Annotated in this window: 15 protein-coding genes and 1 riboswitch; of the genes, 6 read left to right on the top strand and 9 right to left on the bottom strand. The window is 47.1% G+C overall.

All coding sequences use genetic code 11. The features are described from left to right. Positions 1-25: 25 nt before the first annotated feature. Positions 26-487 (bottom strand): transcription termination/antitermination NusG family protein, encoded by a 462-nt coding sequence (locus K9N75_RS09855; RefSeq protein ID WP_224452604.1) that lies wholly within the window; start codon positions 485-487, stop codon positions 26-28. A gap of 866 nt (positions 488-1,353) precedes the next feature. On the opposite strand from K9N75_RS09855, the gene K9N75_RS09850 reads away from it, so the two are divergent. Beyond that, on the top strand, positions 1,354-3,114 hold the full coding sequence (locus K9N75_RS09850; RefSeq protein WP_224452537.1) for a YadA family autotransporter adhesin: 1,761 nt from the start codon (positions 1,354-1,356) through the stop codon (positions 3,112-3,114). A 475-nt stretch (positions 3,115-3,589) separates the two neighbouring features. Here K9N75_RS09850 and mqo read toward each other — a convergent pair whose 3' ends face one another. From mqo to K9N75_RS09830, 4 genes are all read right to left on the bottom strand, one after another. Then, a complete protein-coding gene (mqo, locus tag K9N75_RS09845; protein WP_156518175.1) occupies positions 3,590-5,242 on the bottom strand; it encodes a malate dehydrogenase (quinone) in 1,653 nt (550 codons plus the stop codon). 271 nt (positions 5,243-5,513) lie between these two features. Beyond that, positions 5,514-6,827, bottom strand: a complete 1,314-nt coding sequence (locus K9N75_RS09840; protein WP_114444687.1) for a cytochrome c — start codon at positions 6,825-6,827, stop codon at positions 5,514-5,516. Between the two features lie 2 nt (positions 6,828-6,829). Further along, positions 6,830-8,602, bottom strand: a complete 1,773-nt coding sequence (locus tag K9N75_RS09835; protein ID WP_102961593.1) for a GMC family oxidoreductase — start codon at positions 8,600-8,602, stop codon at positions 6,830-6,832. A gap of 37 nt (positions 8,603-8,639) precedes the next feature. Continuing rightward, positions 8,640-9,353, bottom strand: coding sequence for a gluconate 2-dehydrogenase subunit 3 family protein (locus K9N75_RS09830; RefSeq protein WP_039187627.1), 714 nt, complete (start codon positions 9,351-9,353; stop codon positions 8,640-8,642). A 249-nt stretch (positions 9,354-9,602) separates the two neighbouring features. Between K9N75_RS09830 and K9N75_RS09825 the strand changes: the two genes are divergently transcribed. Beyond that, the gene (locus K9N75_RS09825) at positions 9,603-10,238 is read left to right on the top strand and encodes a TetR/AcrR family transcriptional regulator (protein ID WP_224452536.1); all 636 of its coding nucleotides are present in this window, start codon (positions 9,603-9,605) and stop codon (positions 10,236-10,238) included. A 191-nt stretch (positions 10,239-10,429) separates the two neighbouring features. Here K9N75_RS09825 and K9N75_RS09820 read toward each other — a convergent pair whose 3' ends face one another. Both K9N75_RS09820 and K9N75_RS09815 read right to left on the bottom strand, forming a co-directional pair. Further along, positions 10,430-11,443: a magnesium transporter gene (locus tag K9N75_RS09820; RefSeq protein WP_130974628.1), complete on the bottom strand. Its 1,014-nt coding sequence runs from the start codon at positions 11,441-11,443 to the stop codon at positions 10,430-10,432. A 57-nt stretch (positions 11,444-11,500) separates the two neighbouring features. Beyond that, positions 11,501-11,685, bottom strand: a riboswitch (M-box (ykoK) riboswitch). A gap of 257 nt (positions 11,686-11,942) precedes the next feature. After that, complete coding sequence (locus tag K9N75_RS09815) at positions 11,943-12,500, bottom strand: TetR/AcrR family transcriptional regulator (protein WP_096080905.1); 558 nt, start codon at positions 12,498-12,500, stop codon at positions 11,943-11,945. 123 nt (positions 12,501-12,623) lie between these two features. Here K9N75_RS09815 and K9N75_RS09810 point away from each other — a divergent pair, with 123 nt between their 5' ends. The 3 genes from K9N75_RS09810 to K9N75_RS09800 all read left to right on the top strand — a co-directional run bounded on the left by K9N75_RS09810 (position 12,624) and on the right by K9N75_RS09800 (position 15,254). Further along, positions 12,624-14,090: an MFS transporter gene (locus K9N75_RS09810; protein WP_061060455.1), complete on the top strand. Its 1,467-nt coding sequence runs from the start codon at positions 12,624-12,626 to the stop codon at positions 14,088-14,090. A gap of 200 nt (positions 14,091-14,290) precedes the next feature. Then, positions 14,291-14,809 (top strand): DedA family protein, encoded by a 519-nt coding sequence (locus K9N75_RS09805; RefSeq protein ID WP_008813178.1) that lies wholly within the window; start codon positions 14,291-14,293, stop codon positions 14,807-14,809. 100 nt (positions 14,810-14,909) lie between these two features. Continuing rightward, positions 14,910-15,254, top strand: a complete 345-nt coding sequence (locus K9N75_RS09800) for a nitrous oxide-stimulated promoter family protein (protein ID WP_039187623.1) — start codon at positions 14,910-14,912, stop codon at positions 15,252-15,254. A gap of 14 nt (positions 15,255-15,268) precedes the next feature. Here the strand turns inward: K9N75_RS09800 and K9N75_RS09795 are convergent, their stop codons facing one another. Beyond that, a complete protein-coding gene (locus tag K9N75_RS09795; RefSeq protein WP_008813176.1) occupies positions 15,269-15,844 on the bottom strand; it encodes a DedA family protein in 576 nt (191 codons plus the stop codon). A 356-nt stretch (positions 15,845-16,200) separates the two neighbouring features. On the opposite strand from K9N75_RS09795, the gene chaA reads away from it, so the two are divergent. Further along, a complete protein-coding gene (gene chaA / locus K9N75_RS09790) occupies positions 16,201-17,310 on the top strand; it encodes a sodium-potassium/proton antiporter ChaA (RefSeq protein ID WP_039187622.1) in 1,110 nt (369 codons plus the stop codon). 64 nt (positions 17,311-17,374) lie between these two features. Here the strand turns inward: chaA and K9N75_RS09785 are convergent, their stop codons facing one another. After that, positions 17,375-18,217: a DMT family transporter gene (locus K9N75_RS09785; RefSeq protein WP_061060152.1), complete on the bottom strand. Its 843-nt coding sequence runs from the start codon at positions 18,215-18,217 to the stop codon at positions 17,375-17,377. Between the last annotated feature and the right edge of the window lie 99 nt (positions 18,218-18,316).

Raw genomic sequence — 18,316 nt, 5'->3', positions numbered from 1 at the left:
GATGCAGGCTTAGTATCAACTCATGTTAGTGCCAGGTTTCATTTAATAATTCATCGAGTAATGCAAGAAATGCGTAGGTTCTTTTGATCGTATTTTCGTTGGTAATTAAAGAATTCAGTCGCTCTTTTAACTCCAAATACTTCTCGTCTTGCACCTCTGCATCTGCAGGAGCAATTTGCGTATAGGTTTGAATCATCAACGCATCAATAAGTGCCTTAGGTAACGCTCTAGGCTCATCGCCATAGCGCACAAAATAGCTAACGCCTGGTGATGAGTTGACGCTAGATATATTTATCTCCAGCGGATCAAACTCGACAAATAGATAAGGTTGGAACATAGGCTCTATTTTCACTCTCACGCCACCAGAATCTTTCCTCTTCTTCTCAATCCTCATCATCGGGCAAAAAGTTCTAACGCCGAGCAGCGAAAGTGTGGTTTTAGCCTGTTCTATCTTCCCTCGTTTACAGCAAACTAAATACCATCCCATCACGGTTTTAACCCTTACTTTTCAACTAAAAATTAAGCAACCAGCTATAAAGCAGAAAAGCTCCGCCGTGATCTATCCATGTGGATATACCTAGATAAAATATAATTTTTCGCGGTCTATTTAGCAGAACCCGTTCGGGTTAAATGCCAAATTTATACAGACAAATGCTAAGCCAAACGACTAGATTCAGAATACTACTCAGCCTTTTAGACCATGTAAACACCAAATGTCAGATCAAACAACCAATCACTAACAAACAAACAGAATTTAAAACCACAAAATCACTGCTTTTAAGATTATTTAATTAAAATACAAGCATATTCACAAACAAAAAGATCGCCAATAGCTAATTGAGTGGTTTTTTACTTTTATTATCCAAAGAATTAATAAGATTTCTGGGGCACGATAAAATAATTCTTTTCCCGAGCATAGAAAATAAGCATATGTCTATAAAATCAACGTACAACTGGCCTTATTTCTCATACTAGGAAAAAGTAACCTTCAGAAACCAGTAATTTCTGTAATCAACTTCTTTCTTGAAATTAAAACTGCAAATCCACCGGTCGCTAAAAAGATGATTAGCGATACATAAATCTATATCGTGAGAAAAACGCGCAAAAAAACGATACTTCCGTTCGTACGCAATCGGTTAAATTATCCACATAGGAAAATGTTTAGTAAATTTATAAGGTAATCGGTCACTGGTTGTCTTACGGCGGAGCCTTGCCTAAATAAAGCTAGTACATACCCAATAATCACGAGCCCACATACTTCTTTCGTTCTACTTCCACAACATAAACATCCAATTATTCATTTTATCCCGCTCTTATAGCGGCCTTTGGTATTTCTTTTTTGGAGTCTAGCTTATGTATAGATCGCATAACGTCTATTTATCTATTTTCGCGACTACACTGATATTTTCCCCCCATAGCGCGTTTGCCGATGAGAGCCCTTCCGCGGCTCCATTAGTTTCTATTTCAGATATCGCTAAAATAGGAACCGATATCGCAACAGGCAACATACCGGGGCTGATTTCTGATGTCATAAAAATACTGCCTAGCAATATTCATCTGGGGCCTGGCTCGACGTCATCCGGAACACTCACCGCCGCAATCGGCAACAAAGCATCATCAGACGGTACACTAACTCTCGCTCTAGGAAACAAGGTCTCTACTAAAGGGGTAGCAACGATTGCTGCCGGAAGTGAAGATAATGCCTCCGGCCTTTTGACGTCAGCTATTGGGATAAAAAATAACGCTGGAGGACTATTAACGTCCGCGCTAGGTATATCGAACACGAGCTCCGGCGTAGCCACTCTTGCCCTTGGTATGAATAACACGACCTCAGGATTCATGAACTCAGCCGTCGGCATAGGAAATACAGCCACAGGCGCATTCGGACTCGCATTGGGGAAAAATAACACCACTGATGGTGTCGCAAACATTGCGCTTGGATCGGGAAATTCAGCTAAAGGCCAATTAGGCGTTGCCGTCGGCAAAAACAACACCACCGACGGCACCGCTAACCTTGCTCTTGGCTCCGGTAACACGGCTAAAGGACAATTAGGTGCGGCTGTCGGTACCAACAACACCACGGACGGCACCCTTAATCTTGCTTTAGGCTCTGGCAATACCGCCAAAGGTAAACTCGGATTGGCGTTGGGTAAAAACAACACCACCGACGGCACCGCTAACCTCGCTCTTGGCTCCGGTAACACGGCCAGCGGTACACATGCCGTTGCTCTCGGTACTGATAACACCGCTAAAGGGACCCAAGTATTAGTTGTAGGCAAAAGCTCTTCCGGCGTTGGTGATAAGGTCTTGGTGTATGGGAACAACAATGCCGCGACGGGAAATAATGCCGTCATCATTGGTGAAGAGTCTTCAAGCCAGGGGAATAATACCCAGATACACGGCGATGGCTCTTCGATAAAAGGCAATGACAATACCATCGCAGGTAACCAATCCCAGATTGTAGGCAACACCAACAATATTCAGGGGCATAGCAACCGTATCGAAGGTAATAACAACCAGATTGTTGGCGAGAAATCCAAAATAGTCGGTCATCGTAATCAAATAAATGGCGATAGCTCTACCATTCGCGGTAACGATAGCCAAATAGCAGGAAATAACTCGGCATCAGTCGGCAATAGCACACGGGTGGAAGGCAATCAGTCTTATGCCATTGGTAATAAAACCGCCGTTACAGGTAATAACAGCGTAGCCATTGGACACGGTTCTCAAGCGACAACGGATAATGAATTCTCTGTGGGCGGTAATGAAACCGGCAATCGTCGTATTACGCATGTGGCTCCCGGCATTAATGACAACGATGCGGCCACCGTTGGCCAGACTCGTCAGTGGACTAACCAACTGAACAAAAAGATTGACCACTATCAGAAACGCGCTAATGCAGGGATCGCCAACGCGGTAGCGTTAGGCGCAGTGCCACAAAACTGGAGCTATGACTCTAACTTTGGTATCGGCGTAGGACAATACGAAGGCGAAAGTGCGTTTGCAGCGAAACTTGGCTTCAAACCTCGAGAGAATATTGCGGTTTCAGTCGGGGCCGGATTTGATTCGCGCAACAATCAGGCATTCTCTGCAGGCATGTCGTTTGGTTTTTAATATACAGATTACGCCCGTTAAATAGCGGGCAATGTCTTAATGCTGATCGTTTAAGAGATCGAGATACACGGGGCTAGTACACCGCGGGGCGGTTATGGAACACATCCATGTGTTCCACCCTAGGGGGCAACGCTAAAGCGTTGTTCAACTTTGCTCCCGGCAAAGTTGTCGGCAGCTAAAGCGGCTACGACCCCATCGGTGTACTTCCCCTAAAATCGCGCTTAAGTGACCAGCATTAGGCAATTTCTGGTTTTTATTTCAATCATGGGAGTTTAAGTTCCAGTGTTTGCTTGATTGGACAAGTTCACTCTACGGAATTTAAAAAAGTATGTGGGGTGCGGGGGCAGATTGCGTGGGGCCACACGACGATCTGCTAAAACCCGAGAGTTTAAGGTGTAAAAGAGGAAGTGAGAGAGACTTGATAGGGAAAGACCCTCTGTTTGAGGCAAAGCCCCAGCGCAGAGGGTCACATGGGTTACAGCGCCATATCGTGCTGTGGAGAATCTTGATGTTTTTCTTCTACTGCTTTTTCTGCAGAAGTATTCGCTTTCATCTGAATCACCGGCGGTTTAGTCAGTTGCAGCGTTGACGCCGTTTCATCCCAAACCTGCTGTGTTAACGCAGCATTTCCATTCAACTTCTGACCGTAGCTCGGCACAATACCGCGGATTTTGCCCTGCCATTCAGGCGAGTTAAACTGCTCAGGGAACATCTGCTTAATCACATTCAGAGTGATAGGCGCAGCGGTGGATGCCCCTGGTGATGCTCCCAACAGAGCAGAAATGGTTCTCTGTTGATCGACAACTACTTCAGTACCCAGCTTCAGCACGCCCCCCTTCTCTTTGTCTTTTTTGATGATCTGTACACGCTGCCCCGCCTGAATCAGTTTCCAGTCCTCCTTACGAGCCTGCGGATAATACTCTCGCAGCGATGCAAATCGGTCGTCATCGCTCAGCATCACTTGGCTGATAAGGTATTTCACCAGATCAAAATTATCCAAACCGACATCGGTCATTGGAATAAAATTACTGGTCGTCGTGGTGCTCAGCAGATCAAAGAAAGATCCATTTTTCAGGAATTTAGTCGAGAAGGTCGCGAATGGCCCAAACAGCACTACGCGTTTGCCATCGATGAAACGCGCATCAAGATGCGGCACAGACATGGGTGGCGCACCCACGGATGCTTGACCATATACCTTTTCCAAATGCTGTTGAGTAATTTCTGGGTTTTCCGTCATCAGGAAAGAGCCACCGACAGGAAAACCGGCGTAGTTTTTAGCTTCCGCAATGCCGGTTTTTTGCAGCAACTTCAGCGCTCCACCGCCGGCGCCAATAAACACGTACTTCGCGTCAATCGCATGTTCATCACCGCCGTTAACGTCTTTAATAGTGACATGCCATGAGTTATCGCCGTTGCGCTTAAACTCAGTCACTTCGGCTGAAGTCTGCAAAGAGAAATTGGCGCTTTTCTTCAGGCTGCCGATCAGTTGGCGGGTAATTTCACCATAGTTAACGTCGGTTCCCGCGGGAGTCCAGGTGGCTGCGACTTTCTGACTGGCATCACGCCCTTGCATTACCAACGGTGCCCACTGTTGAATCTGTGCATGATCGGTTGAGAATTTCATCCCCTGGAACAGCGTAGTTTCCTGCAATGCAGCATAACGTTTGGTGAGATAGTTGACGTTTTTATCACCCCACACAAAACTCATATGCGGCGTAGAGTTAATAAAGTCATGAGGATTATTTAAAATACCGCGCTTAACCTGAGCCGACCAGAATTGACGAGAGATCATAAACTGCTCGTTAATATCCAGCGCCTTGCTCACATCGATGCTGCCATCAGCTCGTTCTGGCGTATAGTTAAGTTCCATATTGGCGGAATGTCCGGTTCCCGCGTTATTCCAGCCATTAGATGACTCAAGCGCAACGCCATCTAATTTTTCGACCATGACCTGTTTCCACTCAGGTTGCAGCTCCTGCAACCAAGTCCCAAGCGAGGCGCTCATGATGCCGCCGCCGATGAGTAGAAAATCTGTTTTTTGCGTTGTCTCGTCCTTAGCCCAAGTGGCTGAACTGACAAATAATGCAAGCGTAGTGAGCGAAAGAATAGTTTTATTGAATGCAGGCATAATAAGAATTTTACATAGCATAGATAAACAAAGTGCATATATGTTAACGCATTTTTACGTTAATTTAAAACCGCATTCACAATTTTAATAATCCACACACTTAGTGTTTATTTATTTCGCAACCAATAACAACGTTGACAGGGGAAATAATTCTATACACCTGATATATAAATTATCTTTAAATTGGTGTTTATCGCTCAAATAATTAACCGGCGCTAAACACCACGCCGGTTAATTGACACTCAATATTTCTCAGATTTATTTCATCTTCTTACTGCGTATTTCTTGGGTTATTCAGCGGGTTACTTGCTGATAACGACTTACGTGCGTTAGCGACATCTTGCGTATTAACCGCCGGAGACTGGTTTCCCCACCCGTTACGAATAAAGGTCGCTACATCAGATAGTTGCTGATCATCAAGTTTCCAAGCAAATTCAGGCATCGCTGCCGCAGTTGGATTACTGTGCGTCGCAACGCCTTGCCCCCCTAGCATGAGCGCACGTAATACATTGGTCGCTGATGGAGCCTGAATACCACTGTTTCCCGCAAGCGCAGGGATCATACCTTCCACACCACTTCCATCTGCTTTATGGCAGGCCATACAGTTATCTTGATAAATCTTAGCTCCCCGCTGCATTGTTTCCTGCGCTGCGGTTAATGGAACAGAATTATCACGACTACCCGGCAAGCTTTGCAGATATTCCGCCATCGCGCGTAAATCATCTTTGTTCATGTACTGTAATGAATTATCGATCGCCTCTCCCATTGGTCCAGCGGCAACTGCGTGGCTATTGCTTCCCGTTCCGAGATAGCTCACGACCTGATCTGGAGTCCAACGGCCAATGCCTTGACGTCTATTGCCAGTGATCTCTGGAGCAAGCCAACCTTGCAGTTCCCCGCCCTGTAGATACTTACCCGACTGATCGGCGCCTAGAAGATTTTTAGGGGTATGACAAGATGTACAGTGCCCAAGCCCATCAACCAAATAAGCACCACGATTCCACTGTGACGAACGCTGTGGATTTGTCTTGAACGGCGCTGCATCGAAGAAAAGTAGGTTCCAGCCCCACATCATTTGCCGGATATTGAAAGGAAACGGCAGATCAGTTTTCGCCACCTGATTATGTACAGCAGGGATAGTATCGAGATAGGCTTTCATATCTTTCAAATCTGCGTCACTGACTTTGCTATAAACATTATATGGCATAGCGGGATACAGGTTTTCACCATGAACCCCCTTACCCTGACGCACTGCATCAATGAATTGCTGATCGCTCCATCCGCCGATCCCTGTCTCTTTATCTGGAGTGATGTTGCTAACCATTATCTTCCCAAATGGTGTATCTAGCCCCATACCTCCAGCATAAGGTTTCCCCCCCTCAGCGGTATGACAGGCAACACAGTCTCCCGCACGAGCCAGATACTCACCACGTTCGAGCGCGGTTTTTCCCGTGCTACTCAGCGATGGTGGAGCTATAAAATCGTGTTTTTGGCTCGCATTGTGCCATGTTTTATAGCCGACAAAACCTGCACCAGCGATCACTGCAACACCCACTACAGCGGCAATTACTTTTTTCGCAGTCATAATTACGCCTCCACCAATGGACCTGGCGCCTTCAGATAGCGCGTTTTAATGGCCTCTGCAGCCCAAAGCGTTAGCGCACCTACTGTTCCTGTGGGGTTATATCCCCCATTGTTAGCAAATGCGGATGCGCCAACAACGAACGTATTATGTACATCCCAGCTTTGTAGATAGCGGTTTAATGCGCTGGTGCGCGGATCGTCTCCCATCACGGCGCCACCAGTGGTGTGTGAAGACAAATTATCCATTGGTGAAAACGGTCGAGTGGTTGGCTCTGAACGCACCACCGTTTCTGCGCCCATGGCCTTACCCAACTCGACAGAGCGGTCAGCCATAAAGTGAGCCGATCGCTTGTCATTCTCATTCCAATCAAAGGTGACTCGCAACAAAGGACGGCCATGACGATCTTTATACTCAGGGTCCAAATCGAGAAAAACATCACGATGCGGATAGCTATTACCCTGACAGTACACCGAGTTCGCATTTTGGTAGCTTTGTTGGTAAGCCTGCTTCCATTCTCGCCCCCACTTAGGTGTTCCTGGAGGCACCAGATTACCCGAAGCAATCGGGCGACCGTTTGTAGAATGCACGAGAGCAACCGCACCACCGATAAAATCATGCTGGCTGTGATCGAAATTATCACCGTTAAAATCGTCAATGGCCTGTGCCAAAGCGCCAGCTCCGATAAACGGATTGAGATGCTCATTTTTGAAGAATACACTGGCGCCTGAAATAGTTTGGTAAGCGTAGTTTCTCCCGACCACGCCTTCTCCTGTTTGGTGGTTATAAGGTTTACCAATCCCCGACAACAGCATCAGACGCACGTTATCCATTTGATAAGCCGCTATGATCACAATATCAGCGGGTTGCTCCCACTGCTTACCCTCATTATCAATATAAGTAACGCCCGTCGCCGTCTTTTTATCACTACTGAGATTGACGTGCAGTACTTCAGATTCAGTGATCACCTGAAAATTTTTACGTTGCATCAATGCTGGCAGAATGCATGCTTGAGGGCTGCTTTTTGACCAGTTTCCACAGCCAAAGAATTCGCAGTAACCACAGTAGGTACAAGGGGCCATTTTTATGCCCAGCGGGTTGGTATATGCCCCTGAAGTATTTCCCGCGGGAACTGGAAATGGATGGTATCCCAATCCTTTGGCCGCCTGATCAAAGATCTCAGCCATGCGAGTGCGCTCCAGCGGAGGTAACGGATAATCGCGCTGGCGGGGGCCTTCAAAGGGGTTCCCCCCGATTTGGATCTTGCCTTGAATGTTTCCAGCTTTTCCCGATGTTCCAGCATAGCGCTCGAACTTATCGTAAAAAGGTTCTAAATCTTGGTAAGAGACGCCCCAATCCTGTACCTGTAGCCCAGGTAAAAGCTTATCTTTACCGTAACGTTCGACGGTCATGCTGTAACTCTGAAAATCGTAGGGTAGAAAACGCCACGTCATACCATTCCAGTGAGTCCCTGCACCACCAACGTTCCAGCCAAACTGGTAGGTGTTCCACTCCCGTAATGGCAGAGCTCGCTGCACTGGCGTATTACGGAAGGTCAGCGTTTCAACCGCAGGTGGCTGCATAATGGCGCGACGGCTGACAAAACGCAGTTCATCGGTATCAATAGTGGTTGGAAAATCAGTACTGGTATCACGCCAAGAACCGCGCTCAATGGCAACGACGTTCAAACCTGCCATCGTCAATTCATTTGCCATGAGCGAGCCAGCCCATCCCAGCCCAACAATGACAACATCTGCTTTTTCTCTTTTATTGCTCATACACTTTTCCCAACAGAATTCTACTATTTCTTTATTATTAGGCGTCTTTTTGTGTGCCAATCATGCTGATCGGCACAAGATTCAAGTCCTTGCCGCGGAGCTTAATCTCTTCGCGATAGTCATACCGAGCACCAGGAAAACCGAGCATTTTCCAGCCAGCCATATCTTTATTGCCACCGTATAGCGGATCGGCAAAGAAACCTTCTCGAACGTTTTGAATCAACATGGCAAAAAATGCCTGTCCGTTGAGTCCTGGCAATGCCAGCGTTCCGTTTTCAATGGATTGCAACATTTCAATTTGCTGCTCTTCTTCAAGCTGATGGAACTCTTTTTGGTACTGTTTTTTAGCCACGTTACCAATCGCTGCAAGCCCCAAACGATAACGTTCAGCAGGCGTATCTTTGAACTGAGGCCCCTGCTGTGGTAACCCTTCGACCACTGGGCCAAGGCGATAAACCGTCGTAGCTTTACCAAAGTCGCCGCTTAGCTGGCGATCGATAAACAGTGTGCACCCTGCCTCTTTCGCACCAATACTGAGTTCATCAGGAGGGATAATGAGGTCGACCAATGAATCCATCAAAATGACTTCGTTATTGTTAAAGAAATGCCACTCACCGGGGATAACCGGCTGTGGTGGACGCACCGCATGTGCTCGCCAAGGCATCCCGCCGGATATAATTTTTGCTTTCACTTTCAGTGCAGTACTGGCAAGCAAAACCGCCAGTGAAAGGATGAAATGTCTCCTTTTCACCTTCTATCTCCAAATCAAAATCAATCAATATGGCAACCACTATGTCACCGTTTTTTTACAACAAAGTCATTATGTACCAAATGGAACGTTTTTAATGCGTACATTAAGTGCGTATTTTCGCGAGTTCGAAAAAAGAGGAGAATTCACCAAAAAGAAACGTAATAGCAGTAGCGGAATTTGTATTGCGCTCAATAGGTAGTTATTCTGACATGCAAGAAGATTCCGAAAACGCCAGAGAATGACATCGACATGCCTACCGACAGCAAACGTAAAAACGATCCTGAAGGCCTCAAAAAGAGAATTCTTTCCGGTGCTCTAACGGTTTTTGCAGAGTTTGGCATGCAAGGAGCTCGTCTAGAGCAGATTGCCTCAGAGGCCGCGACCACAAAACGCATGGTGGTCTATCATTTTCAAAATAAAGAACAGTTGTATATTGCCGTGCTGGAGAAAGTCTATGAGCAGATCCGTCAGTATGAGCTCGGCCTTAATCTCTCCAAACTCCCTCCTAAGGAAGCCCTCATAACATTGGTTGAGAAGAGCTTTGACTATCATATTTCTCACGCCGACTTTATGCGCTTGGTATGCTGCGAGAACTTATTGCGTGGCCGCTACATTAGCCAGTCATCCCAAATCCAAAGCGCAAACCAGACTGCGCTTGAAGTACTAGGGAACATTCTAAGCAGAGGCAAAAGTAACGGTGATTTTTATACCGATCTGAATGTGATAGATGTACACCGCCTAATCAGCAGCATCTGCGTACATCAGGTATCAAATCGCTACACCTTCAATGCACTATTTCACAGCCAGCAGTCTAATGAAGAAATTCTTGCTCGTAATCGACAGTTAGCAGTGACCGCCGTATTACGCTACGTCTGTATAAAATAAGGTAAAGCCACACCCAAGGGCATAATGCTGTTCATTTAAGAGATCGAGATACACGGGGCTAGCACACCGTGGGGCGCTCCGGCGGCTTCGCCGCTACGACCCCATCGGTGTACTTCCCCTAAAATCAGGCTTAACTGACAAGCATTACACCCAAGCGCACGGCTTTAAAGATGCCGATATGACATGAATGGTTAATTCAACCCCAGCGAATACTGAGCAATTTTGAAGTAAATAATCAGCCCCGTACCGTCGATAAAGGTGGCAATAAATGGTGCAGATACCACGGCCGGGTCAATCCCTACACGTTTTAGCACCATCGGAATAACGGATGAAACAACGGCACTCCACAGCGTGATACACACTAATGTCAGGCTAACAATCAACGTAATTTCAGGGCCTATGCCCATCATCCACGCACGCAGACATCCTGCTAAACCGAGGGTGAGAGCAATCATCAGTGACGTCGTCACTTCTTTGCGAATAACTTTACCCAAGTCCCTTAAATGCACTTCTCCCAGCGCCATTGACCGAACCAAGGTTGACGTTATTTGAGTACCGCTGTTACCACCGGTGCCGATCAATAAAGGAATAAAGAAGGCTAAAGCAATCGCCGATTCTAACGCATCTTCAAAATGCTGTATTACGCTGCTGGTGTAGGCTTCTGCGACAAACAGCAGCAGCAGCCAGACTGAGCGCTTTTTCCACAGGGTAATGGGGCTCGTTTCCAGATAGGGTTTCTCCAGCGGCAAGCTAGCGCCCTGTCGCTGAGCATCTTCGGTCACATCATCTTCCAATAGGTGAGCAATTTCTTTTTCCGTCAAACACCCCACCAGCTTCCCATTGTCGATAACGGGAACAATATCTAGTTCCTCTTTTGACAATAATAGGATGACATCCTGCCGCTCATCCTTTGGGCTAACATGATAAAAATTAACGTCCATTAACGCTCTGATCGTCTGCATAGGATCAGACTCTTGCAGTAGTTTTTTAATGGACAAAACGCCACAAAACTTATCGCCATTAACCACAAAAACCTGAGCTGGAATATCATCATCTTTCAGTCGAGATAAAAATATCTCACGAGCTTCTTGAACACAAAGTATATGCTCTAACGTAATAACATCAGTGCGCATATATTGTGCAATGGCGTCATCGTCATATTCTATATTGTGATTATGAATAGCATTCTTTACGCGGTAAGACATAGTTTGATTCCCTATAGAATTAAAACCTCATAGGGGCGAACAAGACTAGTATAGGAAGCGAGATCCCTACGCCTTGGGTTTAGCACTATACAACGTATCTAGCAATCTATTGATTTAACTAGAAGTTACCTTGGCAACACCTTGATTCGATGGATGCCTGTATTTCCCTGTGTGGCCTCTCTCGATGCCATCAGGGCGATAACTTATGTTTGTATAGGAGCCTCGCCATAACGAGATCGTTAAAAACGAGGCAATCTTACACTGCAAAAAAAAATCAGATTTGATAAATGGATTTTGGTTTATTGAATATTTAGAAAAAAACTTTTTTAGATTAAAAAAACTTTTTCTTATTTAAGATTAACGTTAACGACATTACCACTCACAACGTAAACCCTATTATTATCTTTTATCCTAAAAAATTAACCGCTCACTCTCTTCTGCAAGCGGGTTATTTTAGCTAACGATGAATTACATGCTATCGACAAGAGTGACCTAACCGTTACACTCTATTTTTCGCTTCTGAGGAAATTAAAGACTCAATATCGCTAAACATTGATTCCCACTCATTTTGTTCAATATCCATCAGGCCAAAATAACGCAGCATAAAAGCCCCCTCGGTAGCCAAAAAAGCGATACGCGCCTGCTTACCCGCTGGCGTTGTTATATCTAACTTTGCAATACGATCGCGATACCAATGACGAGTATTTTCCAAATGCTCTTTCGTCTGCATTAATGTCACCAACAAGCCTGCCGCCTTAGCACTAGAGGCCTGATCGTACTTATGCGTGGCCATAACATGAGCCGCTACTCGATTTTCTGGGGAATCATCCTGTCTGGCAACCAAATCAAAAACCTGATCGTAGGCCTTCCCCCAGCGCTCAAACATTGCATCAATGAGCGCATCTTTGTTGCCAAAGCAGTACTGAACCCCGCCCTTTGAGATCCCCATTGCTCGAGCCACAGAATCGATAGTCAGCGCCGCCGCACCTTGAGTGGAAATAATCTCTTCAGCAACATCCAGAACCTTTTCGCGATCGATGCTACGTTGACGCCCCATTTAAGTGCCCTCGATTTAAATACATACGTATGGATTGATAGTTAGCATTATAGCCCATAACATGTGGGCCTTGAAATTTAACAGATGTGGCAGTATGCCACATCGCCATTTAGAGACATGATGATGAACGCCAATCAACGCTGGTTAACCTTGGCAATCGTATCCAGCGCATTGTTTTTAATCGTTGTAGATATGACCGTGCTCTACACAGCGTTACCAAAACTTACGCTATCACTGAACGCAAACGCATCTGAAAAGCTTTGGATTATCAATGCCTATCCGTTAGTGGTAGCCGGTTTGTTACCCGCAGCAGGAATGCTAAGCGATCGTATCGGCCATAAAAAACTGTTTATGTATGGTCTGCCGGTTTTTGCGCTCGCTTCGTTGTGCGCTGCATTCTCACCCAACGCGCCGCTGCTGATTGGGTCACGTGTATTCTTGGCTGTGGGCGCAGCTATGATGATGCCACCTACGCTGTCGATTATTCGCCATACCTTTACTGAACCGAAAGAGCGCTCGTTGGCGATCGGAATTTGGTCCGCCGTCGCTTCGGGTGGCGCAGCAATTGGCCCAGTTATTGGTGGAATGCTGCTGGAGTATTTCTGGTGGGGCGCCGTATTTCTGATTAATGTTCCCGTGGTGTTGATCGTATTGCCCTTTGCTAAATGGTTAATTCCTACAGACCGTCAGACTAAGCAACGCCCATGCGATTATCTTGGTTCCGTGCAAGTGCTGATTGGGCTAGTCGCTGCGATTTACGCCCTGAAGGAGCTGAGTAAAACGCAGCCTTCGCTCCTGTTAATGCTGATCTCCGCTGCGCTAGGCATCGCATTCATAACGATTTTTGTGCGTCGCCAACGCCGTTTAGATACACCGATGATTGATTTCTCGCTGTTTAGCAATCGTATGTTTACCAGCGGCGTCGCGATTGCGCTGGTGGCTATGCTGGCCATGGTGGGTATCGAGCTCGTATTAAGTCAGCGCCTCCAGTTAGTGGTGGGACTTTCGCCCTTGGAAGCCGCGCTCTACATTTTACCTATCCCATTGGCTGCGGCGTTGGCTGGCCCCTTGGCTGGCGTACTGCAGCCTAAATACGGCGAACGAAATCTCGTGATGGGTGGACTAACGATAACCGCATTAGGCATTGTCGGATTAGCCTTACGCTATAACGAAAGCCTACTAGAAATTTTGATCTATCTTGCGGCCATCGGTTGCGGTATTGGTGCCTCATTTACCGCCGCATCTACGGCCATTATGTTTAATGCGCCAAACGAAAAAGCTGGCATGGCGGCGTCGATAGAAGACGTTGCTTACGAGCTGGGCAGCGTGCTGGGTATCACATTGTTAGGTGGAATGATGACCGCGGTCTACAGCAGTAGTCTGGTATTGCCCGCACAGATATCGCTGGATTCTGCCGCATTCGACAGCATTGATGAAACGCTAAAATTGGCTAAAACGCTGAATGTTGAACAAGCCCAGTGGATCATCAGCCAAGCACATTCTGCCTTTGACAACGCTTTCGTTTACGTCTTGGTATCTGCCGCCATTTTGCTTGCGGTTAGCGCCATTACGCTTAAACGCATTCGCTAGGCGAACGTCCATATAGGGGCCAAAAGCCTAATGCCGATCGTTTAAGAGATCGAGATACACGGGGCTAGCACACCACGGGGCGCTCCGGCAGCTAAAGCTGCTACGACCCCATCGGTGTACTTCCCCTAAAATCGCGCTTTAGACCAGCATTAGCCAAAAGTCCTATTTCCCGATGAAACTAATACGAATAGGAGGACAACATGGCATGGCTAGAACCGCTATTGGCACATTTTGCCCTTTATCCGGCGCACCTGTTCTTATTGCTGTTCGGTATTGCACTGAGCAAATCGACCGTCGTCCTCTCTTCTTTGCTGCCACCTGCGTCAGTGATGCTACTGGCGAGTATTTCCATTAGCCAACCCAGCCTGACGGTTGGCGAAGTATGGCTAGCCATTACGCTAGGCGCAGCGCTAGGTTCAATTCTGAGTTTTCATTTCGGCGCGCTGATTATGCGCAACAAATTGTCTACGGGATTACTCACTCGTCATGAAGAAAAGCTGCAAAATATAAGGCGTAAATTGGAAAATAATGGCGTGCTAGTGCTATTTGGCTCGCGTTTTATCGCGGTGCTGCGCTATATGGTTCCGCTTGCTGCAGGCATGTTGCCGCTAAAACGATTTAGGGTTTACTGCGTTAGCCTATTTTCAGCGGCAATTTGGGCGGCTTTATTTGTGGGTATTACCTCTGGTGCACTCCTGATTATCCCTCCGATGATCTAATCAAAATGCAGGAAAGAATGGTATCTCGCAAGCCAATACATGTATTATAAATATATATTATGCGTATCGAAAAGTGAGTACCAACCGGGGAATAACCGCCATGCCAGACAATCGTATTCAGAGGGAAAAACTCACCATTCGAAGAATGATCTCGCTATATCAGAGACGTTGCCCCGAGGCCACGGCGGATGAACAGCACTACGATCTGCTTTACGCCTATGCGGTCAAACGCCTCGACCGTTGCATTTTTGGCACAGATAAACCCGCCTGCAAGCAGTGCCCTGTTCATTGCTATCAACCGTCCAAACGTGAAGAGATGAAACAGATCATGCGTTGGTCTGGGCCGCGCATGTTATGGCGTCACCCCATTCTCACCGTGCGTCATCTCATTGACGACAAGCGCCCAGTTCCTGAACTACCTGAAAAGTATAGACCGAAAAAATAGCCGTACTTTTCAGCCTAAGCATCGTTACTGTCCGCCTGTTTTGACCGATACCATTTAACCCCAATCAAGATCAGCAATAGCGCCACCATCAGCACCACAAACGCAATCCGCCGTTGGTGCTCATGAGCAAATAGACGGAATAATACTTCACTGGCTGCATAGCCTAGCGTCACCACGCTAAACGCCCATACTGCGGCTCCTATAACATTAAATAGGACAAATTTACGCAGCTTAACGCCAGATGAACCGATAATAATCGGCCCAACGGTGCGGAATCCATAAGCAAAACGCATCCCCAAGATCAGCCATGTTTCATGCTCGCGCACTCGCTGTTGAAAGCGCTGTATTTTTTTCTGCTGGCGGCGAAAACGACTCAAGATTTGCGTACCAAATCGACGTCCGACCATATAGAGGGTAAAGTCTCCCGCCGTCGCGCCCACGAACGTGAGCAGTAAAACCAGCGGATAAGACAGCAAATGTTTATGCGCAGCAATACCCGCTAAAAATGCAATCGTTTCGCCCTCAATAATGCTGCCGACAACCACCGCAATATAGCCGTAATCAGAAATCCATTGGCCTGCATCTGTCATGTTCTTGCCGCTCCTCCGCGATGTTCAAAATAGAATAGTAATGAGAAAGTTATTAGTCGCGATAGAAATTAAACTCCTTATCAAAAAATCAGTTCTCTCTAACCATGCAAATAAACGATTGAACCACCCTATAACACAATGGAACCTTTGCAACAGCTTATTGCCGCGCTGCTATCATGATTTAAGTCAGCAGACCGTGATAAAAATGCATAAAATAAGTAAAGCTAAGTAAAAACTAATCGAGAAAATCGTTTTTTTTGATAGGCTGTACATAGTTTTATCGAACTATTGATTGAGTTTTACGATGAAGCTTTGCGATTGACCGCCTGCGCCTAGTGATATGGAGAATAATCATAATGAAGTCAGAAACTGAAGCATGCCGAGTGAAAACGCGGCATAGCGAGTACTCATTAGCCCTACCTGTTATTGCCTTAGTCGTTCTTGCTCTTTGGGGAAATACCCAGAATTTACCTGCTATCGCTGGCATCAATATTCTGGCACTGATCGCTATCCTGAGTAGTGCCTTTAGCGTAGTACGTCATGCTGACGTGCTGGCTCACCGTTTGGGTGAACCCTACGGTTCGTTAATTCTTAGCCTGTCTGTGGTTATCCTCGAAGTCAGCTTAATCTCTGCGCTGATGGCTACGGGAGACGCCGCCCCTGCGCTAATGCGTGACACACTCTACTCTATCGTGATGATCGTCACCGGTGGTCTGGTTGGCTTCTCTTTGCTGCTGGGTGGACGTAAATTTGCCACCCAGTTTGTAAATCTGGCCGGCATTAAGCAATACCTGATTACGCTGATCCCTCTGGCGATCATCGTACTGGTACTGCCAATGACGTTCCCTAACGGTAATTTCACTACCGGTCAGGCGCTGATGATTGCAGCAATCTCTGCGGCGATGTATGGCGTATTCTTGCTGATTCAGACTAAAACCCACCAGAGCCTGTTTGTCTATGAACATGAAGACGATGGTGATGACCCTGCCGATCCCCATCATGGCAAGCCATCAGCGCACAGCAGCGCATGGCACGCGGGATGGCTGATCGTACATCTTATTGCGGTTATCGCGGTGACTAAGTTTAACGCCAATCCGCTGGAAAGCCTGTTGAGTACGCTGGACGCGCCGAAGCAGTTCACCGGCTTCTTGGTTGCATTGCTGATTTTGTCACCAGAGGGTTTAGGAGCGTTAAAGGCGGTTCTAGCAAATCAGGTACAGCGCGCGATGAACCTGTTCTTTGGTTCTGTGCTGGCAACCATTTCACTGACGGTGCCTGCAGTAACTATTATCGCAACGCTAACCGGTCAGCCGCTGATCTTTGCGTTGGACGCGCCACAGATGGTCGTTATGGTTGCCGCACTGATGTTGTGTCAGGTGTCATTCAGCACTGGGCGCACTAACGTACTGAACGGTGCGGCGCATTTAGCGTTATTCGCCGCTTATCTGATGACGATCTTCCTGTAGTCGTCCCACTTCATGTCAAACGGCGCGATAATCGCGCCGTTTTTATTGGCTAGATCCTCAGGTTTTACCCCAACCGCGATAGCATCACGCCCGTAACAATCACGAGACTCGCGGCGATTCTGGCTCTCCCCATGGGCTCTTTGAGCAGCCATACCGAGAAAATCATCGCAAACAACACACTACTTTCACGCAGAGCCGCAACAACACCAATCGGAGCTTGTGTCAGTGCCCAAATGACGATGCCGTAAGCGAGCAGCGACATTGCTCCACCAGCCAATCCGGCTCGCCAGTTACACTTGATCTGTACCCACGTTTTCCCTCGTTGATGAGCCCATAGCAACGGCAACATAATGACGCCGTTAAGCGTAAACAGCCATAACGTATAGGTTAACGGCGCTTGTGCGGCGCGCGCGCCGGCACCATCAGAAAGCGTATAGCCCGCGGTAAACATGGCCGTAATAAGCGCATATCGCACCGCTTTGGCGTTCAATTTTGTGCTGCCACCACCGCGTAGCGCCATCAGCAAAACTCCGGCCACTAAAACCACGGCACCGATGATGCCTAATAGCGGCGGGTACTCACGTAGAAACAGCGCGCTGAGGATCATCGCCAGCAGCGGCGCACTGCCTCGCGCTAACGGATAAATTTGCCCTAAGTCACCTTGCCCATAAGCGCGACTGAGAAATAGACAATACCCAGTATGTAATACCAGAGACAGCAATAGCCACGGCAACGACGCCATATTGGGTAACCCTACCCACGCCAAACCGCAGAGTGATACCGCACCGGAAAACACCGCAATCAGCGCCACGCCGACAAAGCGCTCCTCACCAATCTTAACCAACGTATTCCAACTTGCATGCAGTAGTGCCGCGCAAAGTACGGCCAAAAAAACTGCGGTAGACATAGTTCATGCTCACCAAAAAAACTGAGATACCAACAGGATAAGATCTGTGCGCACGATTGTCACAAATACATCATAGAAGTGTTATGTGTAGAGGATTAA

The sequence above is a fragment of the Hafnia paralvei genome, assembly GCF_020150375.1.
Classification (GTDB): Bacteria; Pseudomonadota; Gammaproteobacteria; order Enterobacterales; family Enterobacteriaceae; genus Hafnia; species Hafnia paralvei.
The sequence above is the reverse complement of the archived record's forward strand: the minus strand, read 5'-3'. Positions and strand labels throughout refer to the sequence as shown.